This window comes from Streptomyces sp. NPDC127084 (genome assembly GCF_042724175.1).
Classification (GTDB): Bacteria; Actinomycetota; Actinomycetes; order Streptomycetales; family Streptomycetaceae; genus Streptomyces.
Map to the genome: position 1 here is coordinate 27503 of NZ_JBHXFA010000040.1, position 20378 is coordinate 47880.

Genomic DNA, 20378 nt, shown 5'->3' on the forward strand with positions numbered 1-20378 from the left:
ACCCTAATAGCGCGCGGCCGCCCCCCCCCGCGCCACCCACCCCCCCCACCCCACCACACCCCCCCCCCCCCTCCCAAGTGAGTCGGCGCCGTTCACCTTCAGATGCCCCAGCCTCGCCCACGACTTCGCCGAGGGTCTGCTGGACGGAAGCATCAGTTCACAATCCGGAGCAAAGTCCGCAGTGGCGGTCACCCTCGTGGGTGATGATGAGCATCGTGACCCACTCCACGAGTGCGTGGGGCACGTCGAGTGCGCAAGGATTGCCGCCAACGAGGGTTCCCTGCGGGTGGGTCGAGACGTGAGACATCTCGGTCGACAATCCGTCAGCCTTGTCTGTCACGCCGACCCGTCCGTCACCCGATCAGCGACCGCCCTGAAGAAGCCCGCTGTTCGGTGAGAAGCCATTGCCGAGGAGTGTCGAAGCCGTGGAGACGAGACACCGGCCCGCTGTGCGGGTGATCTGTCTGGACGCCGACCATCGCCTGCTTCTTCTCCACTGGCGTGATCCGTTTGACGGGACATTGCTCTGGGAGCCACCCGGTGGTGGTATCGAACCAGGCGAGACAGCATTGATGGCGGCCCGGCGGGAACTCGCGGAGGAGACTGGCCTTGACCCAGCTGCGGTGCGTGACCGGTCCGTTCCAGTCGAACGTGACACGTTGTGGAACGGGAAGCGGTATGTCGGGCCGGAGCACTTCTTCGTAGCCCATTTCACCGAGGAGCGACCAGCGCTGAGGTCAACCGGCCTCCTCCCTGACGAACAGGTCAATCTTCACGCACACGCCTGGGTCGCGTGGCCCGACCTGAACAGGCTGGTGGATCGAATCGAGCCGCCGTCATTGACGTCGGTGCTCGCCGCCCTGGCGCCGGACGGCCCTTGGCGGGGCCTGGCCCGTTGACCGTACAGGCCCCGCGGGGCTCCTCGACCGATCCGTTTCGGGCCGTAGCCTCGTGAGGCAGCGCCAAGAAGTCTCTGTCGCCATTGCACAGTGCCTTCCTGGCCCGTGGCGAACCGTCGGCGGGGGCAGCCCACAAGGCGTTCGATCGTGCGGTGAACCTTCTCATCGCCAAGCGGTTCACCGCAGGGCGGACTCACTCACCGGCGAGGATTTCAGCCTTGACCGGCGGACTCGAGCGGGACCAACTGCGCTCGATGAGTGCGCATGCGAAGCCCGCCACGGTGACGATCAAAGCAAGTACGATCCAGCCCGGCTTGCCCCAATTCACGCACATCGCGATAACGACGAGCGGCGCCACAGCCTCTGCCAGGCCGTGGCCAAAACCCATCACGCCCTGGTACTGACCATGAGCCTCTGGTTTGGCCAGCGCAAACGACAGCTCGAAGGTGCCACCGGCCTGCCACACTTCGGCCAGTGAGTGCACGAGGACGCCAACGATGAGCAGAGCGAAGGCAATCCATGCGGCAGGTCCTGCCGCTACCGCCATAAGGATCCACGCCACCAGGAACAGCGGGCCGGACAGCGCGAGCAGCCGAGCCGCCGAACGCGGGTCGCTGATGGACCGCGACGCGGGAACCTGAATGGCGGCGACGACGACCGCTCCGAGGAATAGGACAATCGCGGCAACCCACCGCGGAGCGTTCGTGCGTAGGACGATCCATACTGGGAGGGCCTGGACCAGCACGAAGTACTGCAGGCTCGCGATCGACGACGCAGCAGTCAGGCTCAGATAGGTCCGGTCGTGCAGCGCCAGCCACCGGGGCTTCTTCTCCGCGGCCTCCTCGTCGTCCGCCACCCGGGTCGGGGCAAAGTTCGGCAGCCGCGTCAGGATCGCGACGGCGATCGCGTACGTGACAGTGTCGATGAGGATCACCGTCACGTAGGCGGCGCGCGTGTCGACGGCCAGCACGACCGCTGCCCCGAGCGTGCCCATCGCGATTCCCACGTTGGTCACGGCACGCAGATACGTGCGCAGCCGCGCACCCTTGCCTTCCTCCGCGAGCACACCGATCAGCGCACCGCGAGCGCTGAACGTTCCCGCGTGGCCGACGGAGGCGGCGGCCGCGACCACGACGAGTGACCATAGGTCGTGTACCAGGAGCAGACTGATGCTCCCCACCGCTTGGAGCAGCATGGATCCGATGAGGACCTTCTTCGCGCCGCGGCGATCGGCGAGGTCGCCGATCAGCACTCCGGCGCCGAAGCCGATCAACGACCCGATGGTGAGCCCACTGCCCGCAGTGGTAGGACTCAGCCCCGCGGACCTGATGAGGAAGATCGTGCCCGTGGACAGGAACATCCCCATACCGATGGTGTTCACGATGGTTGCCATCGCCAACAACCGCTGATTGGGATCCCCCGGACCGCTTATCGCGGAACGGAACTTGGCCAACGAGGTCCTCGCGCTCACGGGGTCACCTCAGCGAGTTCCGCTCCGGTCCCGGCAGCGACCGGGCTCCCCCCGGCGACCAGCCCTGCGGCGGTGTTCACTCTGCTTCCTCCTCAACCTGCGACGAACGCAGGGGTGATGTGCCTCGCGTCAATGTGCTGGTTCCACGACAGCGATCAGGAGGTGGACAGGAAGGCGTCCTCAAGGCGAACGATGTGCGACTGGGTCCAGCGGGCGACACGCAAGGCGCATTCGCGGTCGGTCTCGCCGGGGCGCAGGCCGTCGAGGACCATAGTCCGGTATTCATCCACGCCGATTCCGCACTGTGGGGTGTTCTCCAGACGGCGGAGTATCCACTTCTTCCGTCGGCAGAGGTCCCCGGAGAGAATGAGGGCGGCGTCCGCTGTGAAGCTCGCGGCGAGCTCGGCGGAAACGCGAGCCGTCATGTAGTCACCGGACTCGAGCTGGCCCGCGACATCGGTGAGGCAGTTCTCCACGTATGACTTCTGGTACCGGGCGAGCGCCCGACTGTAGGAAGAACTGTCGAGGAGCTCGCGCATTTCCTTGAAGAAGGCTTCGTTCTTCAGGGGGACTCCGATGGAAAGGCGGTAGATGAAGTCCTGGAGGAAATCACCGGTGGTACAGAACTCGACCTCCTTTTCGAGGTAGGACGCCAGCGCCGTGGCGAGCGTGTTGGTCGGCCACACCTTCAGGTCGACGCGCGCATCACCGTATGCACCCATCCAGGTGATCCAGCGCACGCCGCTCGGGTCGGAGCCCGGCCAGGTCTCCATGGTCTCGTCGACGGGAAGGTCGAGTTCCTCGTCGGAGAACGCGTATATGTCAATGTCGCTGAACGTATTGCCCCAACCGGCGGCCGTCGACCCCGTCATGCAGACGGCCTTGGCCTCTGCCAGCCCCGGAAAGCGGTCGAGGATGGCCTCAAACGAAAGGTCAGGCCGGGCGAGATCGCGTGGCTGGATTACGATGGGCTCAACGGTGGGGTTGAACATTGAATTCTCCCGTATAACAGAGATAGGCAGGTTGGAAGGCTTTTCCCAGGGCGGCAGCCGAGGCTGATCCGCATTTCCTCAATCACGCTGCAGATTAGCTGCGTGACATGCTAGGCTCCGCATTCATGGGTATATCGACTTGCACAGTCACTTCAAAGCAATCGTCGAAGCTCGTTCCCTGGAGCGCGGGAATGGCAACGACGAGGGGAGACAGCACCGCACTCGCATGCATTCCGTGGGCAGGCGCCGGAGCGGCTCCATTCCGCCCCTGGGGTCCGGTGATCGGCGACGCGGCCGACATCTACGGCGTGCGGCTCGCTGGCCGTGAGAGCCGGCAGACGGAGCCGCTGCCGACGTCCCTCAACGAGGTCGTCGATGAACTGGCTGCGGAGCTGACCGCGTTGGACGTCCCGAGCGTCGCGCTGTTCGGCCAGTGTTCCGGAGCCCTGCTGGCCTACGAGACGGCGAGGCGGCTGCACCGGTCCGGCGAAGGGCCCGAAGTCGCCCACCTGATTGTGGCGTCCCAGCTTCCGCCGCGCGTTCTGGCCGACAGCCGCTTGGAGGCAGGTGAGGACCTCACCCGCTACGTACCCGAGCACCTTCGTGAAGAGCCCGAACTCCTCGAGGTACTGCTGCCTGTGCTCGCCGCGGACATGCGACTGGTCACCGATTACGCCTACGAGCCGTGCGCGCCACTCGAAGTTCCGCTCACCGTTCTGTACGGAGCGGGCGACGACTTGCTCAGCGGAGCCGACGTCGACGGCTGGCGCCATGAGACCACCGGTCCGAGCACCTTCCGCGAGGTCGCCGGTGCAGACCACCTCTTCGGCGGCGCCGCATGGCTGGAACTCGCCAAGGCCATCCGCACCGTGCTGATGTAGGCACCCGGACCTCGCCGCCGACCTACCCATCGGCGAGGAAGGCTGCGAGCTGCGCGACGGTCGGACGGGAGAAGACATCCACGACCTTGAGCCCCGGCCAACGCCGGCGCAGGACGCGGACCACCTCGACGACCGTGGCCGACGTCGCGCCCAGATCGAAGAAGCCCGCCTCCGGGTCGACGGTGTCCAGCTCGAGCGCCCCGGCCCAGACCGCCGCAATGACTTCGGTGGGGTCGCCGTCGAGGTCCGCATCGGGCCGGGGGACGCTTGTCAGGTCAGTCATCCATAGCCTCCCGCACCGTCGTGCCGACCAGGCGCAGGTGCTCCAGGTCACCGGGGTCCAGGACGGTGACGATCACGCCCTCGACCCCGGCCTCGCGGTACTCTGCGACTTGGCGCCGTACCTCCTCGCGGGTGCCGCAGAGGACGAACCCGCGGACGGCGCTCGGCGCCAGATTCAGCAACGTCCCGAGTCGTTCCAGTGCTTCCTGTAGCTCACTCTCGGAGTCGGTGACGATCGCGTGACCCAACCACGTCTTGGTGATCTCGCCGGAGTCGCGACCCACGGCTGCGCACGCCTTCTCCAGCACGCTGATCTTGTGGCGCACGGTGGCTGGCGCACCAAAGAAGTTGCAGGCGTCCCCGTGCCGGGCCACCGTCGGGATGAGCACGCGCTCGCCGCCACCGCCGATGAGGATCGGCGGACCGTCGGGGTTGATCGGTCCCGGCACGTTGAGCGGCTCGTCGATCTGGTGGTATGTACCGTCGAACCGCGGTGCCTGTTCGGTGAACATCGCCCGGCAGATCTGCACGGCTTCCGCCAGCGCCATCAGGCGCTGGCCGGTGGTCTGGAAGTCCAGGCCGTAGGCACGACACTCCTCCTCGTGCCAACCGGCGCCCATACCGAGGACCGCACGTCCCTTGCTGATGACGTCGATGGTGGTCACCATCTTCGCCAGCATTGCCGGGTTGCGGAATCCGTTGCACGAGACGAGCACGCCAAGGCGGAGTGTCGACGTGACGGCGGCCAAAGCGGCGATCGTCGTGTACGCCTCCAGGATCGGCTCGTCGGGCTCCCCGACCGAGGCGATCTGGTGCACGTGGTCCATAGTCCACAGGCTGTCGAAACCCGAGGCTTCGGCTGCGTGCGCGATGTCCACCACACGGTCGAAAAGCTGGTGGTCCATGGTCCCGGGGAAGGAATAGCCGGCGATCTGCAGGCCGACCCGGGTGAGGGGCGGCCGGCTCATCCGGCGCATGCCGGCTGCGCGAGCGCTGCGGTGTCCTCGGGTGTGGCGACCTCGAGGATGTCCAGTTCGAGGAGGCGGTCGCAGAGGGCGTGCACAGGCCGCTCGATCTCCGAAGCCGGGAGGCCGGACTCCTTGGCAAGGTCCTCGACGATCCGGCCGACACTGCGGCGCCCGTCGATCAGTCGCCAGACCTTGCGCGCATCGGCGTCGAGCACGTAGCGACCGATGAGCCTCTCGACCAGCAGGCCACCTTCATGGCTCTCGCTGAGCTCCACCACCTGATCGGTCACGCGGACGGTCACGTCCAGTCGGCGGATCACGACGTCATTGGTGTTGACGGTACTCATGAGGTTTTCTCCGTAGCCATGGCCTCTTCGATGAAGGTCGAAGTGGCCTCGATTGTGGGCGCGATGAAGGGAAGGTCAATCGGCAGGTCGAGCCCGAGCCCTTCGTTCAGGCGGGCCCCGATCTCCACCGCGTGCAGCGAGTCGCCGCCGAGGCCGTCCAGGAAGTGCACGTCGTGTTCGATGCGCTCGATGCCGAGGACCTCGCACCAGACCTTCTCGACGAATTCGGCGAGGTTCGACGTGTCGGCGCGATTCGGCGCCTCAGGGGACGGAGCGGCCGCGTCCGCCTGTACGGCGGGGCGCTCGAGCCAGAACCGGCGACGCGTGAACGGATAGGTCGGCAGTGGGACTCGGCCGCGCGGCTCATCGCCGTAGTAGGCAGCCCAGTCGGCGGCGACCCCCGCACGCCACGCCGCAGCCGCCGCATCGGCCAGGTCGAACGACGGGCCGACGAGAATCCGGCCAGCGCCCGCACGGGCGGACCCCGCGTCGGCGTCATCGGTGCAGGCGTCGAGGGCTGCCTCCAGCGACGTGGCATCGGCGCCGTCTGCCAGCCACTGCGCGGCCGGACGCGCCCACTTCGGGGCGTCCACCTTGGCGAAGGTGATACCCAGGCGGAGCAGTGCCCGAGCGACGCCGAGCATGGCGAGCGCACCGGCTCGCGCTGGGGCGAGACCTCTGAACTCGGTATTGCCCGTCAGTTCGGCGAGCACAGAGCGCATCAACGGCTCGGTGCTGGCAAGCCGGTCACCCATCGCAGCCAACTCGTCGGGGGTACCGTGGATCGCCAGCGTCCACCGCGCAGTGGGCCGAGCGGCCTCGACTGGCGCGCGCAGCTGAGCCACCGCCTCGGCAGGTCCGTCGACCACGGCCGCCCAGCGGCGGGCGAACCTGGTGCGCCCCACACCGAGCGTATACGCAATGTCGGCCAGTGCGGCGCCATCGATCGAGGCGTCCGAGTCGAGCCTGTCGGCCAGGCGCTCCCGCATCCGGTTCAGCTCGTCGTCACTGCGCGCGGACAAGGCGAGGACCTGACGTGAGCGCGGGGCGGGTGTGGTCGGCACGCGGGGCGCGGACTCCAGCACCACGTGCGCGTTGGACCCACCGAGCCCGAACGAGCTGACACTGGCGATGCGCTGCCCCTCGCCGTCCCACGGCAAGGTCTCGGAGGTGAGGAAGAAGGGGGTCGAGGCGAGATCGATCTCGGGGTTCGGCGAACGGAAATGGAGCGTCCCGGGCAAGGTGGCCCGCTCGACGGCCAGCGCCGCCTTGATCAGCCCCGCGACACCCGCCGCAGCGTCCGTGTGCCCGATGTTGGGCTTGACGGCGCCGAGGGTGAGGGGCGTCCCGGCCGACCGCCCGGGGGTCGCGAAAACGCGCCGCAACGCCTCGAACTCGATCGGGTCGCCGATCGCCGTGCCGGTGCCATGGGTTTCCACGTAGCCCACCTGGTCGGGCTTGATGTCCGCCCGCGCCAGCGCCGCGCGGATGACCGCTTCCTGGCCGTCGATGTTCGGGACAGTGAATCCCCCACGTGATCCACCGTCGTTGTTGAGGGCCCATCCGCGGATGATCGCCCTGCGGTGATCGCGGTCGCCCAGCGCGTCGGATTCACGCCTCAGCACGACGATTCCGGCACCCGAACCGGGTATCGTGCCGGAGGCCCCGGCGTCGAAAGCTCGGCAACGCCCGTCGGCCGACAGGATCCCGCCCTCGGTGTAGGTGTAGCCGTCAACATCGGGCATCAGCAGGCTCACGCCGCCCGCCAGGGCGATGTCGCAGTCGCCTGCGGCCAGCGCCGAGCAGGCGAGCGCCACCGCACTGAGAGCCGTGGCACAACCGGTCTGCACCGTGATGGCAGGACCACTGAGGCCGAGCTTGAACGCCAGCCGCGGCGCGAGGAAGTCCTTTTCGTTCGCCAGCGTGATGCGTACATCTCCGGTGCGTCCCGCGCGAGCCTCCGTCGGGGCCACGTATTCACGGAAATAGTGATTCTCACCGGATCCGACGAAGACGCCGACAACGGCATCGTGTTCTCCGGCGTAGCCGGCGTCCTCCATGGCCTCGGCCGCCACCTCCAGCAGCACGCGCTGCTGCGGATCCATGATGACGGCTTCTGTCGGCTGTATGCGGAAGTGGTCGGCGTCGAAGGACTCGATGCCGTCGACCTTCGCAACCGATCGTACGAACCGGCCGTTGCTTCCGCTTTCCGGCTCGCCCCCGTCATTGGCCTGCCGACTCGAAGAGTCGACGCCTTCGACGAGGTTCTTCCAGTACTGCTCGACGTTTTCCGCACCTGCGAAACGAGCCGCCATGCCGATCACCGCTATCGGAGGTGCATGGTTTGGCTTTTGCTGCATCTGTGCGGCTCCAGGGATCAGCGTGGCCTTGCGGCGACTCATTCGGCGGTGGCGTGCAGTGGGCACGCGAGAAGGCATCGGCGGGAAGCTACCAGAGAGTTGACTGCCTCACCAACGCTTTTGATCATGACACATCCTGCCAAATAGGGTGCAAGCAAAGGGCGTTGGTTGCCGCAGGCGCACGAACCAAGCCATATCGCGACCTCGACTACGTCCAGTTGGCGCAGGGCCGGGCAACAAGTCCTTCCAGGTGACGTCCTGTTGCGTTTGCCACGCCATTAGTCGTCAGCCGCGTGGCGGCTCGACGGAGGGATGGTGAGTCTCAATTCCCCTTATATGGACAGGAGTTGCTCCCGCCAGGTTGCGTCGCCAGTCGCTCCGTCCCTGTCGGCAGTGCTCGCGAGGCGGCCGGACCAGGCATTCGGCGACGGTCCATCTGGCGGCGGGTACGGCACTGTGGGTAATACTGGTGGGTACGTGAAGCCTCGTGGTTCTTAGGGGACTTGAACTCGATCACACAACAACGGGGGTCGCGGGGCCGACGGGGCTGCGGGCGGGGATGACAGCGAAGACCAGTGACGCCGTTGGGGGCCTGCGGCCGGGGGCAAGGCCGAGCTCGGCGGATGGGCCAGCACATCGCCTGCCGGGCGGTTCCTCCAGCATCTCCATGGGTGGGGGCGTCACATGGGGCCTCACCCCCGCCGCCATCCGGTGCCATCACTTCTGATCGAGGAGGTTCTCCCCAGTGAGTGTTCGACCGACAACCTGGCCGCAGTGGTGGTCTCAGCTGCGGCCGTGGGGCAAACCGGTCACCGCACCTCGCGCCCGACTGCTCATCGCGCCGCACTCCGGCGCAGGCCCCAATCGCTATCTGCGGCTGGTCGGCGGCCTCCCCGACGACGTGGAGATACTGGGACTCACCCTCCCGGGCCGGGAGCGCCGCGGGACGGAGCGTCCCGGCGCCACCTTGGACGAGGTACTCGCCAGCCTTTCGGCGGTCTCCCCGCCCGAAGTGCCCACGCTGGTACTCGGCCACAGCATGGGTGCGACGCTCGGGCTCCACCTCGCGCACGCCCTCGGCAAGCAGTGCGTCGGCCTGATCGCGTCGGGGCAGGAGCCGCGCTACGGAGCCGGCTGGCTCTCCGAGACATCCAGCGACGAGGACGTCCTGCGGCTGCTCGAACTCGGCGGCGACTTGCCGTCCGCGGTCATGGAGGACACGGGATGGCGCACGGCCCTCCTGGACAATCTGCGCGCGGATCTCAGGCTCGGCACGGAGAGCGCAGAGCGGAGTAGGGGCCTCCGCATCGATGGGACGATCACCGTTCTATGCGGAGAGGAAGACCGACTGGTCGACCCAGACGCCTTGGCAGGGTGGGGCGCCCACTCGGTCGCAGGGTCGGAGGTGCACCTGTTGCCCGGCGGCCATTTCGCCCTCTTCGATCCCGTCAATCGGCCGCGGTACGTCGAGGCGATTGAAAGCCGCCTCGCTGTGACCGCCGTACGCCCAGGCTGAGCCGGGTTCCCGCTGACAGGGTGATCACCCGGCCGAGAGCTCCCGGACTTCAAGTCTTCCTGGCGGGAGGGGATTCCGCCGTGGATGCAGGGCCGCCTCGCGACCTGACAAAGTCGGCCGACGGTGGTTGGTGTGCGAAGTCGTCCGAACGACTCTGTGCCGACGGGTTTTGATCCCGGGTGACAGGGGCTACCGCGGTGTGGTCCGCATTGCCAGTAGCCCTTACCACGGACACGAACTGCCCGAGGCATACACGCCTCAAGGCCCAGTGGGACACCAACAAGACTGGTATCGGCTCCACTTCTGCTAACGGACTCAAGCCGCGCCGGTGTTCGGGATGTTGAATCTCACAACGCCCACAGATTCTCGACCCATCTGGTCAGCATCGACCAACTCACCATTGTTTGACTGCAATCGGACTGCACTCGTGACCTTACGCGGACGCGACATCCGTCAGTGGCCGCCGAGAATCCGGACGGTCGGGGAACGTGGCAACGCGAAGCGCGGCCCGGTGTCTTCGGCGGCAGGCGCGCCGAACCCTGCGGACGTCCAGGCGGGAGGAATAGGTCGAAGTCGCCCTAGCACAAGGTGAATTGAAAGTGTACGGCAGGAAGATCGTCTACTATCGTCAGCTGTCCGGCGTCGAGCCGGATACGACCACGGGGGGAATCGTGTCAGAAGCAAGCCAGAGCGCATGTTCAATGGCGAAGTCCTCGGCACCCGTTGACACGTTGCACACCTGGTTCGCCTATCAGGCCGCCAAGAGCCCGCAGGCCACCGCGCTCACTGCCGGCGGCACCTCGATGTCCTACGCCGAACTGCACGACCTGGCAGGGCACATCGCCGCCCGGCTGGTGGCGGTGGGAGTGAGCCCCGGTGATCTCGTCCCGGTGCTCGTCCCGCGCCGCTGGGCAGTCCCCGCCATCCTCGGCGTGCTGATGGCGGGCGCCGCCTATGTGCCGCTCGACCCTCAGTACCCCGACGCCCGCCTGGCGAGCCTGACCGAGCAAGTCGGCGCGGACGTGATCGTGGCGGACGCCGAACTCGCCGTACGGGCGAAGACATGGCACACCGGATCGTTCGTGCACGTTGACGAGGCCCCGGATCCGGACTCTCCGGCGCCGAGCGTCGACGTCGCCCCCGCCGATCTGGCCTACGTGATGTTCACATCGGGCTCGACCGGCACACCCAAGGGCGTGAAGATAACGCACCACAACGTCACGCGTCTGATGACTGGGACGGCGGCCCTCTACGACTTCGGCGCCGACGACGTGTGGACGATGCTGCACTCCTACGCCTTCGACTTCTCCGTATGGGAGATGTGGGGTGCGTTGCTGTTCGGCGGTCGCCTCGTCGTCGTCGAGGGTGACGAGGCTCGCGCTCCCGACGAGGTGCTCGACCTGATCGAGCGCGAAGCCGTCACTGTACTGAGCCAGACGCCTTCGGCCCTGGCCGCACTGGCCGGCTCCGACGAGATGCGGCCGGCCCGCCTCGATCGCCTGCGACTGATCGTTCTCGGGGGCGAACGACTCGACCCGGCCACACTGAGCGGGTGGTTCGCCCGTCGGGGCGACGAGCAGCCGCGAGTGGTGAACATGTACGGGATCACCGAGACGACGGTCCACGTGACGTACTGCCCCATCACCGCGCGGGACGCGGCCGCCGGCGCGGGCAGCCCCATTGGTGTGCCGCTGCCCGACCTGGACGTGTCACTGCGGAACGAGGACGGCACACCGACCCCACCCGGCGAGGTGGGCGAGATATGGGTCTCGGGTCCCGGCCTCTCCCGTGGCTACTTCGGCAACGACAAAGCCACCGCGCGCGCCTTCCGCGTCACGGCCTGGGGTCCTGACGACCACCGTCGGACCTATCTCAGCGGCGATCTCGCCCGGGCGGACGCCGACGGACGGCTTTTCTACGTGGGACGGCAGGACGAGCAGGTCAAGGTCCGCGGCTACCGCGTCGAACTGGGCGAGATCGGGGCGGCACTCAAGGCCCACCCCGGTGTCGTAGACGCCTGCGTCGCGACCGACACCGGAAGCTCGGTCGGCTCCCGGCTCCTTGCGTGGGCGACCGTCTTCCCCGACGGACCAAGCACGGACGAGCTCCGGGCGTTCGTCGCGGACCGGCTTCCCGGTCACATGGTGCCCAATGAGTTGAGGACCATGGGCTCCATGCCGCTGACGCCCAATGGCAAGATCGATCGCAAGGCCCTGCTCGAACAGGCCCGCGAGTCCTCCCGCGTCGCCGCGCCGGCTTCGGAGGGCCCCCACGGGGACGGTTCCCTGCAATCGGCGGTGGCGGGCATCTGGGCCGAGGAACTCGGTTTCCCCGGCGTCGGTCCCCAGGACGACTTCTTCGACCTCGGCGGACATTCGCTGATGGTTGCGAAGGTCATCCGCCGCACGCGCGAGGAGATCGGCGTGCGGGTCGGGGCACGCGCCTTGTTCGAGGCGCCACGGCTCGCCGACTTCGTCGAGCGTGTACGCGCCCGGGCCGAGACCCCGGGCGAGCGCTGAACTACCGGCTGCCAGGAGCTGTCCACGAACGCTGTCCAGCACGCGTTCGCACCCGTCACGGGACGCGATTCGGGGTTGGATCTCGTCGGGATATCGCTTGGTATTTCAGAAGGCGGACCACTCGACCTGGTCGTCTGCAGAATTTGGCGCGCCAATGGCGCACTACGCAACACAGCAGTGTGGTCAATAATGCCGAGCGGAGCAGAGAGTCATTATGTCATCCATAGCGCAAAAGAATTCTCATCCATACTCCCTGGCGGGTAAGACGTTCATTATCACGGGCGGCGGGTCCGGTATCGGCCTCAATGTCGCCAACGCATTGCTGGAACAGGGCAGCTCGGTCGTCGTGTGCGACCTCGACTTCAGCCAGCTCGCGCCGCTGGACAACCGGGTGCACACCGTGCTCGGCGACATCACCCTCCCCGAGACCGCGCAGAGCGCGATCGACCGCGCGTTGGAGTCGACGGGCCGGATCGACGGCGTCGTTTTCGCCGCCGGCTCCTCCGCCACCGGTGCGTTGGGCGATCTGAGCCTCGACGAGTTCGGCCGGGACCTGTCTCGCAATCTCACCGTGCACCTGTCGCTTTCGCAGGCTGTTCTTCGTCACAAAGCCGAGTTCCGAACAGAAGAACAGTGCTCTCTGGTGTACGTCGCGTCCAAGCAGGCGGTTGCTCCGAGTTCGGGTTTCGGCGGCTACCCGATCGCGAAGGGCGGCGTTCTTCAGATGGCGAGGATCCTCGCCATGGAAGGCGCACCGTACGGAATCCGGGCCAACACGGTGAACCCCGGTGCCGTCTTTGATGGATCGAAGTTCTGGAACGAAGACCTCATGCAGGAGAAGGCGCTGCACCATAATGTCAGCACCGAAGAGCTGCCCAAGTTCTACGCGAATCGAACGATGCTTGGCGTCCGGGTTTCGCCGGTCGATGTGTCCAACGCGATCATGTTCCTTCTGTCACCTCTGAGCAGGGCCACGACCGGTTCCGTGATTGCCGTCGACGGTGGTCTTCCCGTCAGCTTTGCACGTTAAGGATTCCGTCGTGACTGATGCATCGCCCCCGAACGCCCTGGCGTCCTCCAAACCTGTGATCGTGACTGAGCCCCTCCCCCGGGCCTGGCCTTGGTATTCGGACCAGGTACGCGGCCGGGTGAGCCGGCAGATCGAGTCGGGAGACGTCTACGCGTTCGGTCGGCACCACTCGATCAACGACCTGGAGGACTGGGCCGCCGAATACTTCGGCGTGCGTCATGCTCTCGCGGTCAGCAGCGGGACGGCGGCTCTGGCTTCCGCGTTCTTCTCCCTCGGCCTTGAGCCCGGGGACGAGGTCCTGGTCCCGACCTACACCTTCCACGCGACGTGCACCCCTTTGTTCCAGATGGGCGTCAGGCCGGTCCTCTACGACTGCGACCCCGTCACCGCCCGCGCCGACACCGGCGATCTGGAATCCCGCGTCACCAGCCGGACCAGAGCGGTGGTCGTCACCCACATGTTCGGTCTGCCGGCCGACATGGACGAAGTGATGCGCATCGCGCGGCAGCACAGGCTGTCCGTAGTGGAGGACGCCGCCCAGGCGCACGGTGCGACGTACAAGGGCCGGTACGTCGGCACGATCGGCGATGTCGGCTGCTTCAGCCTGGGAGGGCAGAAGACGATCTCCGGTGGCATGGGCGGCCTCGTCCTCACCGATCGGACAGACCTCCACGAGAAGTCACTGTGCTTCGGCCATGCTCACGAGAGGGCCCAGGAGGAGATCCCCCAGGACTCGCAGGCGTGGGTGACAACCGGAATGGGGTTCGGCAGCAACCTCCGCATGCATCCCCTCGCGGCGGAGCTCGCGCTGGACCACTCCTCCACCCTGGAGGAGAGGGTCAAGGTGCGAACCGAGGTTCTCGGCGGACTGACCGAATCGCTGCGCGCCTTCAGCTTCTTGAGCCTGCCCGAGACGCCGGAGGACTGCACCAGAGGCGGCTGGTACGGATACAAGGTCCGCTACCGGCCCGAGGAGCTGGGCGGTTTCCCGATCGACCGCTTCGTGAAGATGCTGAGGGAGCGTGGAGTGGCCGTCGCGGTGCCCACCACACGCCCGCTGCACCAGCTCTGGCCGTTCGGCGGCGACGGCGACGGGCAGTCCGCCGACCCCATCGCCCGCAGAATTCGCCAGACGGTGGAGCCCCACCAGGACCTTCCTGGTGCCACCACACTCTACGAAGCGACCATCAGCTTCCCGGACAAGCACCTGCATGAGCCGGCCGAGCGGTTGATCGCGCAATACATCGACGCCATCGGTGACGCGGCGGAAGCCGTCAACCGGGAGGGAGGGAATACACATGGACGCCACCACCAGTGAGTTCTTCTCGGAGCAATTCGCGGAAGCAAAGCTCGACAGTAAGCTTTCACGGTCGGAGACGGAGGCCCGCTGGATAGCCGAACAGATACCGGGCGAACGCATTCTGGACCTCGGATGCGGCCGGGGACGGGTCGCGATTCCACTGGCGAGCATGGGGAAGTCCGTAACGGGTCTGGACAGCAACCCGGACTACCTCGAGGTCGCCCGGAAGCGAAGCGCCGAAGCCGGCGTGGAGATCGACTGGCGATGCATGTCCGACACCGAGCTGGAGGACGAGAGCCGGTTCGACGGTGTCATCAGCCTGTTCACCTCGTTCGGCTACCACTCCGACGCTGTCAACCGCGAGGTCCTGGCCCGCGTCGCGCGCTCGCTGCGGCCCCAGGGCGTGCTCGTCCTGGAGATCCAGAACCGTGACGCACCCCGCACTTTCGAGGAATCCGTATCGGAAGAGATCACCTCTTCTGGTCAGCGCATCGAGAAGCGTTACGTTTTCGACCCCCGAACGAGCAGACGGTTCATGACCTTCAGCTACCACGAGCGTGACCGGTCCCATGGAGTCGGGTCTCTCGACTACCGGCTCTACTCGGTCCACGAGATGCTGGGGCTCCTGGAAGAGGCCGGATTCGAGAAGATGGAACTTCACGGCAACGCACGCGGGTTGGCGTACGACCCGCTCGGCGAGCACGTGGTTTATATGGGGAGCAAGCGTTGAAGGCGGACGAGCGTGGGCTTTACATCTCGTTTCTGGGGATCGACGGAATAGGCAAGACAACGCTGGCCGAGAGTCTGGCCGAGGAGCTGCGCGAGCGGGGCCGCGAGGTCACGGTCGTCTCCTGGCGCAGCAGCCTCGACGCCGATCTTCCAGTCTGGCCACAGGAAGCACTCCGGACGTTGTGGATGGACACGTTCAGGCTGATCTTCGGCGGCGCCATGGATGGTGGCGGTCACGTCTCCCTTCCGGAGCGCTACGAGGAGTGGCGCGACTCGAACGCAGAGGACTCGCTCGGTGACCTCAAGGCTTCGGCCTCCTCCCCGAGCGGCCCCCTGGCAGCGATGATCGTAGAGTTCGCCGGAAACATCGTCCTGAACTCCGAGGTCATCAGGCCCGCTGTGGAACGCGGCGAGGTGGTCATTCAGGAGACCTACCCCTACAAGCACGTCCTCAAGGAATACCTGCTCGCCTTGGAGCTCTCCAAGAACTCGGCCGGCGGCCGTTACAGCGTGCGCGAGATCGAATCGCTCTTCGCCCCCATCGAGGAATTTTTCGGCGGCGCGTCGCTCCGTCCCGACCTCGGAGTCCTGGTCGACGGCCCAGTTACCCTCGCCCACGAATGGCGGTTGAAGCAGTCGGGCCGGGTCGGGGTTCTGGAGGACCTGCGAACCACCGGCGAGACGGGGCAGGACGGATTCGTCCGACTGCAGAGCGATTCGGCCGGTCGATACCGTGATTTCGCGCAGAAGTGGGGGTGGTGCGTCCACGCCGTCGAGGACGCACCGCTGGAGAAGAACTTGACCCGCGGCCTTGATCTGGTGCGTTCGGAGATCGCCGCCCTGCGACCGTCCTGGAAGCTCGGCTAGGAGCCGGCCAGTCGCTCCCCTGAGGAAGCACCGCGCATACGGCGGTCCCGACGAACACGGACGGTCCTGGAAGCCGGCCGTGGGACCGCTCCGGTGCTGCCTCGGGGCGCGCAGCACCCATGATTCCGGCCCAGCCGTCCCCCTCCGGCACCGAACTCCCCCACCAGCGGGAGAGATGTATCGGACGGCCGGCCCCATCGACGAACCGAGGACAGGTACACCTCGATATGACAGCCCCTGGCAGCACGGCGGAGGAAGTGGTCCGCCGGTACTACGAGTACGTCGACGGCCAGGACCCAGCGCTTTTCGACCTGTTCCACCCCTCGATCCGCTACAAGCGGCCGGGGTACCCCGTAATCGACGGAATAGTAGAATTCCGCGAGTTCTACCGGAGCCGCCGAATCATCACAGAGGGCCGACATTCCGTCGAAGCGCTTTTCCACTCCGACCGGAGAGTGGCGGTCGAAGGACGTTTCACCGGTATCCTCCGCGACGGTTCACGGGCCGATCTTTTCTTCAGTGATTTCTTCGACCTGATCGAGGAAGCGGGTAGCGTCCTGATCGCGTCGCGCCGTACCTATTTCGACGACACCCGAGTGTGATTGCCTGTCACAGCAAAGCCTCGCGCGTGTTTTAGCTGAAAGAGTATTGCCCCCATGGATACGCATAACCCCTATGCACTTGGTGAACGCATCGAGCGCGTCATCGCCCACCATGCCGAGCACAGACCTGAGGCGATCGCCCTTCGCCAGGGCGACCGTGCCTTCACCTATGCGCAACTGCGGCAGCGGGCCGTCACCATGGCGGAGGGGCTCCACTCGGCAGGCGTGAGGCACGGAGACTGTGTTCCCGTGCGCATGGAGCGCTCACCGGAGCTGGTCGTGGCGCTCCTGGCCGTCCTCGAGGCGGGGGCGACCTACATCGCCATCGACACCGCTTGGCCCGCTGCCCGCACCGACCTGATCACCCGGCGGTCCGGCGCATCCCTGATTGTGTCGGAGGACAACTTCGCGCGCTTGGCGGCCGGGGCGGCAGAGCCCGTCTCGCTGCGCCCCCTCGATGACGGCACCAAGGCGGCGTGTGTCTTCTTCACCTCCGGCTCCACCGGGCAGCCGAAGGGCGTAATGTCACCGCATCGCGGCACCATTCGCACTCTGGTCGGCTGCCCGTCCATTCCCCTGGACGCCAGCAGTGTGTTCCTCCAGTCGGCGCCCCTGCCCTGGGACGGGCTGTCCTTGGAGCTGTGGGCCCCGTTGTTGAACGGCGGTTGCTGCGTCCTGCTCGACCAGGGGCATCACGCCCTGGACGCGGCCACCTTGCGCAAAGCGGTGCGGCGAGGGGTGAACAGCCTGTGGCTGACAAGTTCGCTGTTCAACGTACTCGTCGAGGAGGACACCGCCGCCTTCCACGGCATCCGGCTGCTGCTCGTCGGTGGCGAACGCGTCTCGCCTGCGCATGTCCGCCGGGTCATGGAAGCCCGTCCCGACCTGCACATCGTGAACGGATACGGGCCCGCAGAAAGCACCATCTTCGCCACCACCCACGTCGTGCGGCCCCAGGACGTCGTCGAGACGGCCACCGAGATTCCTATTGGCCGGCCGGTGCCCCGGACCAGCGTGGTCCTGGTGAACTCCTCCGGAGGCCGCACGAACGCCGGCGACATCGGGGAGATCGCCATCTCGGGCGACGGCCTCGCCCTGCGCTACCTGGCGGACCCCGAGGCCACGGCGAACGCCTTCTTCGAGCTGGACGGTGTCCGCTACTACCGCACGGGAGACCTGGGCATCCTCGCCGAAGACGGCAACTACCGTTACCGCGGCCGCGCCGACCGCGAGTTCAAGGTCCGCGGCGTGCGCATCGCCCCCGGAGAGGTCGAGAAGGCCCTGGAATCGCACCCCACCGTCGCCTCCAGTTGTGTACTGCGCATCGAGACCACGCCCGGGCGGCCCGAAACGGCCTGCGCCTACACCACGCTGGACGGCGCCCCCCTGGACCCGCGGGAACTGCGCAACGTCGCGGCCCGCACCCTGCTCGGCGCGATGGTGCCGACCCGGCTTCTCCATCTGCCCCAACTTCCGCTGAGTGTCACCGGCAAAACCGACTACGCGGCGGTTCGTGCCCTGCTCGAACAAGATGCCGCTTCGGTGCCCGACCCCGCCACCCGCGCCGCGGACAGTTCTTCCCTGCCGGTGGCCCACCAGTTGCTCAACGAGGTCGGAGAACTTCTCGGCCGTCCGTCCACTGCATCGCACGAGGACCTCTTCCACGCCGGGCTCACCTCCTTGGACGCGGTACGCCTCGCCTCCCGGATCACCTCCCACACGGGAGCCCACATCACGGCGGCCGACGTGTACCGGCAGCGGACCCTTGACAAGCTGTTGGCCTTGAGCGGCGACCGGGAACGACTGGCGGACGCCGGCCTCGAATCGCTGGGCGTCGGCCACGGCGACTCACCTTTGTCCCGGGCCCAGGAACGGTTCTGGATCTCCGAGGAGTTCACCCCGGGCGACGCCGACAACTTGATCGTGCTCGCCTATGCCCTGAGGGGTCCCTTGGACACCCACCGTTTCGAGGCGGCCCTGAGCTGGGTGGTCGCGCGGCATCCAGTGCTGCGGACCGTTTACCCCTACGTAGGCAACGGAGCGGTACAGCGCACCCTGCCCACGGACGACGCCGTCGTGCCCTTGGAGCACACCACCGCCCCGCACCACGCGGAGGAGGGGGACCTGCGAGAGCTCGCCGAAGTGGTCTCCGCGGACTGGTGGGGCAAACCCACGGACCTGGAGGCGGAGCCGTCGCTGCGGCTGCGGCTGTGCCGCGTGGACGAGCGGACGCATCTGTTCTGCATACGCCTGCACCACCTGGCCTTCGACGGGTGGTCGGAAAGCCTGTTCATGGAGGACCTCGCCGCCGCCATGGAAGGCAACGCCCCCCTGGCCGAGCCGCCACACGTCACCTACGCCGATTACAGCACGTGGGAAAGGGACCAGCTCGACTCCTGGCTCGATCACGATCTGCCGTACTGGCGGGAGGCGCTGAAGGAGACGCCCCGAGCGTTCCTTCCGCACCTCTCAACGGCCGCACAGGGCCGCCGCGTCGAGTCCGTCCTTCGGGTGTCCCCCGAGGAGGTCACCCGGCTCACCCGCATGGCAGACACGTTCGGCGGCCCATCGGTGTCCGTGCTGCTGGCAGCGGCCGCCAGATCCCTCTCCCAGGTGTTCGACGTCGAGGACCTGTGTCTGGGCACCGTGTCGACCGGACGCCACACCCCCGAGCTGGAATCGACCATCGGCTGTTTCATCAACTCCCTGTCGATTCCGTTGATGCACGTCCCCGCCCGAGACGCGGCCGATCTCCTGGACACCTGCACCCAGACCGTCGTGTCGGCCTTTCAGCACGCGCGCACGCCGTTCGACGAACTGGTGCGGGTCTTGAAGCCCGCACGGGATCGGCACCCGTGGTTCCAGGCATGGGTGATCCTGCAGTGCGAGCCTCCGCGGGTGCGCCTCGGCGAAGGGGTGGACGTGGAACCGCTGCGTATCCGGCCTCCTCATACTGGTTTCGAGTTGATGATCGAGGCGCTGCCCCAACCCAATGGCGCTTGGGAACTAGTAGTGAGCAGACGTGCGGACGGGATGTCCGAGGCCCAAGCCGAGCGGCTGCTTGAAGAGCTCGGAAACGCCTTGGATGAGTTGTCCAGTGCTGTCTGATGTGCACGCGCCGACCACGTTGTGAGCGTGGCTGCCGCTCTGCTCCGCCGTGCCGCCAAGGTGCTGGACCCCAACGACCACCAGAAACCGTCATCGCCGCCCTGTCCGCGGTCGCGGCAGGCCGACAGCAGGCCACGGAGCTCGCCCGGCTACGCGACCACGTCGAACGTATCGCCGTTATCGCAGGGCAAGGACTCCTCAATCAGTCGAGAGCCTGCGCGAGGACGGCGACATTGATGAGCGCGTACTCGTTCGTGGTGGTCACGAGGCGCAGCGCTCGCCGAGGCCGACCCGGGTGAGTGCGGTCAGCACTGCCTCGGCACCGCACTCGTCCTCCACGAAGACGGGAGGGACGCAGTACGGGAGGTCCGGGAGCCCGCTGTCCCTCCAGTACGGGCCGCAGACGACGACGGCGGGGATGCCGCGCCTGCTGCGGCGCGCGAGTAGGCGGCGGGCGCCGCGCCGCGCGGCGGCGCGGGGGCCCCGGCCGCCCGGCCGCGCCGGGCG

17 protein-coding genes are annotated in these 20378 nt (G+C 66.9%); 10 read left to right on the forward strand and 7 right to left on the reverse strand.

The features are described 5' to 3' along the window. Nucleotides 1–425 precede the first annotated feature (425 nt). A complete protein-coding gene (locus ACFWI9_RS12505; RefSeq protein WP_387161200.1) occupies nt 426–899 on the forward strand; it encodes an NUDIX domain-containing protein in 474 nt (157 codons plus the stop codon). Nucleotides 900–1092: 193 nt separating this feature from the next. On the opposite strand, the gene ACFWI9_RS12510 is transcribed toward ACFWI9_RS12505, so the two are convergent. Next, nucleotides 1093–2370 (reverse strand): MFS transporter, encoded by a 1278-nt coding sequence (locus ACFWI9_RS12510; protein ID WP_387161201.1) that lies wholly within the window; start codon nt 2368–2370, stop codon nt 1093–1095. A gap of 155 nt (nt 2371–2525) precedes the next feature. Beyond that, complete coding sequence (locus ACFWI9_RS12515) at nt 2526–3362, reverse strand: hypothetical protein (RefSeq protein ID WP_387161202.1); 837 nt, start codon at nt 3360–3362, stop codon at nt 2526–2528. Between the two features lie 191 nt (nt 3363–3553). Between ACFWI9_RS12515 and ACFWI9_RS12520 the strand changes: the two genes are divergently transcribed. Beyond that, a complete protein-coding gene (locus tag ACFWI9_RS12520) occupies nt 3554–4243 on the forward strand; it encodes a thioesterase II family protein (protein ID WP_387161203.1) in 690 nt (229 codons plus the stop codon). 22 nt (nt 4244–4265) lie between these two features. On the opposite strand, the gene ACFWI9_RS12525 is transcribed toward ACFWI9_RS12520, so the two are convergent. The 4 genes from ACFWI9_RS12525 to ACFWI9_RS12540 are packed head-to-tail and all read right to left on the reverse strand — an operon-like array spanning nt 4266 to nt 8242. Next, nucleotides 4266–4526 (reverse strand): phosphopantetheine-binding protein, encoded by a 261-nt coding sequence (locus ACFWI9_RS12525; RefSeq protein WP_387161205.1) that lies wholly within the window; start codon nt 4524–4526, stop codon nt 4266–4268. Next, the gene (locus ACFWI9_RS12530) at nt 4519–5493 is read right to left on the reverse strand and encodes a TIGR03560 family F420-dependent LLM class oxidoreductase (protein ID WP_387161208.1); all 975 of its coding nucleotides are present in this window, start codon (nt 5491–5493) and stop codon (nt 4519–4521) included. Before ACFWI9_RS12530 ends, ACFWI9_RS12525 begins: the two co-directional genes overlap by 8 nt. Next, complete coding sequence (locus ACFWI9_RS12535; protein ID WP_387161209.1) at nt 5490–5840, reverse strand: PqqD family protein; 351 nt, start codon at nt 5838–5840, stop codon at nt 5490–5492. Before ACFWI9_RS12535 ends, ACFWI9_RS12530 begins: the two co-directional genes overlap by 4 nt. Further along, nucleotides 5837–8242: a beta-ketoacyl synthase N-terminal-like domain-containing protein gene (locus tag ACFWI9_RS12540; protein ID WP_387161210.1), complete on the reverse strand. Its 2406-nt coding sequence runs from the start codon at nt 8240–8242 to the stop codon at nt 5837–5839. The genes ACFWI9_RS12535 and ACFWI9_RS12540 overlap by 4 nt, the downstream gene beginning before the upstream one ends. A 703-nt stretch (nt 8243–8945) precedes the next feature. Here ACFWI9_RS12540 and ACFWI9_RS12545 point away from each other — a divergent pair. The 8 genes from ACFWI9_RS12545 (at nt 8946) to ACFWI9_RS12580 (ending at nt 19871) form a co-directional block, all read left to right on the forward strand. Continuing rightward, nucleotides 8946–9716, forward strand: coding sequence for a thioesterase II family protein (locus ACFWI9_RS12545; RefSeq protein WP_387161212.1), 771 nt, complete (start codon nt 8946–8948; stop codon nt 9714–9716). Between the two features lie 701 nt (nt 9717–10417). Beyond that, nucleotides 10418–12235, forward strand: a complete 1818-nt coding sequence (locus ACFWI9_RS12550) for a non-ribosomal peptide synthetase (RefSeq protein ID WP_387161214.1) — start codon at nt 10418–10420, stop codon at nt 12233–12235. A 214-nt stretch (nt 12236–12449) separates the two neighbouring features. Then, complete coding sequence (locus tag ACFWI9_RS12555) at nt 12450–13265, forward strand: SDR family oxidoreductase (RefSeq protein ID WP_387161216.1); 816 nt, start codon at nt 12450–12452, stop codon at nt 13263–13265. A gap of 61 nt (nt 13266–13326) precedes the next feature. Beyond that, entirely contained in the window at nt 13327–14583 is a 1257-nt protein-coding gene (locus ACFWI9_RS12560; RefSeq protein ID WP_387161218.1) for a DegT/DnrJ/EryC1/StrS family aminotransferase, read from the forward strand. Further along, the gene (locus ACFWI9_RS12565; RefSeq protein ID WP_387161220.1) at nt 14564–15295 is read left to right on the forward strand and encodes a methyltransferase domain-containing protein; all 732 of its coding nucleotides are present in this window, start codon (nt 14564–14566) and stop codon (nt 15293–15295) included. Before ACFWI9_RS12560 ends, ACFWI9_RS12565 begins: the two co-directional genes overlap by 20 nt. Continuing rightward, on the forward strand, nt 15292–16161 hold the full coding sequence (locus tag ACFWI9_RS12570; RefSeq protein ID WP_387161221.1) for a hypothetical protein: 870 nt from the start codon (nt 15292–15294) through the stop codon (nt 16159–16161). Before ACFWI9_RS12565 ends, ACFWI9_RS12570 begins: the two co-directional genes overlap by 4 nt. Nucleotides 16162–16388: 227 nt before the next feature. Beyond that, nucleotides 16389–16763 carry a nuclear transport factor 2 family protein gene (locus ACFWI9_RS12575; protein WP_387161222.1) on the forward strand — a complete coding sequence of 125 codons (375 nt, stop codon included), beginning with the start codon at nt 16389–16391 and terminating at the stop codon, nt 16761–16763. Nucleotides 16764–16817: 54 nt separating this feature from the next. Next, entirely contained in the window at nt 16818–19871 is a 3054-nt protein-coding gene (locus ACFWI9_RS12580) for an amino acid adenylation domain-containing protein (RefSeq protein WP_387161224.1), read from the forward strand. Between the two features lie 261 nt (nt 19872–20132). Here the strand turns inward: ACFWI9_RS12580 and ACFWI9_RS12585 are convergent. Further along, nucleotides 20133–20378: hypothetical protein (locus tag ACFWI9_RS12585; protein ID WP_387161226.1), on the reverse strand; the 246-nt coding region annotated here is incomplete at its 5' end.